Below are 2,162 nucleotides of genomic sequence, written 5' to 3' on the forward strand. Positions count from 1 at the left end.
ACATCTCTCATGTGCGGTCGCAGATAACCGCTCTGCAAGCGCTTGAGAAACAACTCGTTTCACTGAGAGCGAGTTGCAACGATGACCGGGAAGTTGAGGCGTGTGGGGTTCTTGCTGGAATTAGCGAGGGAAGCATGCATCAGCAGTAGGTTGGAGTACCAACCAGATAATCCGATGAGATGTCGGTTTGCCTCACTCTCATGCAAAGGTAAGATCAACCATTTAATCCGCTTACCCATTAATATCTGCCCAAAACCTGAGTATTTCATTAACTCTCAAGAACTATATCAAGCCGCAAACTCATTCAAGCGACCTCCATGCGGTCAAAATGCATATTGTAACCTCGCACGCACTTCATCTCCGCTAGCGCCATTGGCTTCTTCGCCATCCATGTAGCTCATTCCAAGTCGAACATTCTTGTTGGCGTAATAGTTAACGCCCAGTGTTGTTTGCTCACCGTCGGTCGTGGCCAGCCCCACATCACTGTATTTTCCGTCACCATCCTCAAAGCGGGCAACAACTTCCCAGGCCCCTTTGGGTGATGCCGGTTTTACCCGCTTGAATGCTCCGGCTTTGTAAGGACGGCTTTCGCCGGTGATGATCCAGCCAAGCTGTACGTAATAGCCATCAACATCCACCTGGCCTTCCTCGGAATCGAAATATTCGGCCTGGGCATGGAAGGGCCCGGAAGCGCCGGCGAGCTCCAGATTAAACGTGTCGACCTCATCGGCCTGAGTGTCGGCATCACGCGTGGTATAACCCGCACCAAGATGAGCAACCAGATTATTCGTTTGAATCGGTGCAAACGTGCCCCGTGCGGTTACTGCCGTGTTATTGAAGTCGTCGCTGCCATTGCCGTCTGCTTCGAAATAGCCGATACCGTAGGTCCAGTTGCTGCCTTTGCCACTGAGCTGGATGCCGCCGCTGCGACCGGGGGTATAACGCTCGGTCATGGCGGATCGCTCAAGGGCCGAGATGTCTTTTGAACTCGTTAATTGTTCCAGGCCGAATGGCTCTTTCTGCTTACCAATAGTCACGGTTGCCGTCGAGCCAAATCCCAGGTAGCGAATGTACAGGTCCTCAGCGGTCCCGCCGTCGGCGCCATCACTCTCAGCCACGTTGAACTGGGTTTTGTACGCCCAGTCGCCAAAGTGGCCCTTGGCGTAGAGGCGTGCCCGGCGCACGTCGAAATCGGTAGTGTCAACACCGTTGTCGTCAGACTGCGTGGCGTCGTAATCCCACTGAATGCGCCCGCCGAGCTGAAAAGACGCAGAGTTATCCGACACTTTCACTTTGATACCGCTGTCGGTATCGATCACAAGGTCTTCGCCGCTGGTCGTAACGTTTCCGGCCTGTGCAGCAGAAGCGGCAGAAATCGCCAAAGCCAAGCCCAAATATTTCTTGCTCATGATCTGTCTCACCTTTTTCGGTTTGCTTGTGTGTGTTGAAGCGCGATTAAAGTCTATTTGGCAAAGATTACAGAATGGTTACAGAGAATGCATCAAAACAGGGCGCTGGTCCGGGCCGGTGACAGGTTCTGGGGCGCTAGGTGTTGCGGTCGTTTTTCGGGGGCAAGCTCAGAATGTGCCGATTTGTCTCTATAATTATGATAAAAAAGAATAAATAAGATGTGGCAAGACTTTTGCTGATCATATTTGGAGCAATGAAACCCAACCGAAGGTATCCATTATGAAGAAGCAGTTTTTCACCAAATCCGGATTTATCAGTATCACTTTGCTTGCAGCACTTCAGGCTGCGCCCGCCATTGTTAGCGCTGACGTCAGCTCAAATGTGAGCGCCAGCAGCAACTATCTGTTCCGGGGCGTCACCCAGACAGACGGGGCTGCGGCTGTCCAGGGAGGGTTGGATTATGAGCATGCGTCGGGCTTCTACGCCGGTGGCTGGGGTTCCAATGTCGATTTTGGTGACGGCACCAGCTATGAGCTTGATCTTTATGCCGGATTCTCCGGCTCTGTGGAAGAACTGGGTTATGACGTTGGGTACATTTATTGGGTATACGGATTTAATGGTTGATGGGGCACCTTCACCCCATCAATCTGATACCACCCTCAGATGGTTGATAGATCGACTCCGTAGTTGAGTTCCTCTGCGAAGTCCGGCAGTCCGTAACCGATGGTTTTCTTGTAGAAAGGAGAGACCTT

At 52.1% G+C, this 2,162-nt stretch carries 2 protein-coding genes and 1 pseudogene; 2 read left to right on the forward strand and 1 reads right to left on the reverse strand.

The features are described from left to right. Window positions 1-149: pseudogene (locus tag MHM85_RS18215) on the forward strand (Cd(II)/Pb(II)-responsive transcriptional regulator); the annotation flags it as partial. A 174-nt stretch (window positions 150-323) separates the two neighbouring features. Here the strand turns inward: MHM85_RS18215 and MHM85_RS18220 are convergent. Next, entirely contained in the window at window positions 324-1,409 is a 1,086-nt protein-coding gene (locus MHM85_RS18220) for a porin (RefSeq protein ID WP_239286584.1), read from the reverse strand. Window positions 1,410-1,689: 280 nt separating this feature from the next. On the opposite strand from MHM85_RS18220, the gene MHM85_RS18225 reads away from it, so the two are divergent. Then, window positions 1,690-2,034 carry a TorF family putative porin gene (locus MHM85_RS18225; protein WP_233918454.1) on the forward strand — a complete coding sequence of 115 codons (345 nt, stop codon included), beginning with the start codon at window positions 1,690-1,692 and terminating at the stop codon, window positions 2,032-2,034. Window positions 2,035-2,162 lie beyond the last annotated feature (128 nt).

Origin of the sequence: Halomonas sp. McD50-4 (assembly GCF_022348135.1) — a bacterium.
Taxonomy (GTDB): Bacteria; Pseudomonadota; Gammaproteobacteria; order Pseudomonadales; family Halomonadaceae; genus Vreelandella; species Vreelandella piezotolerans.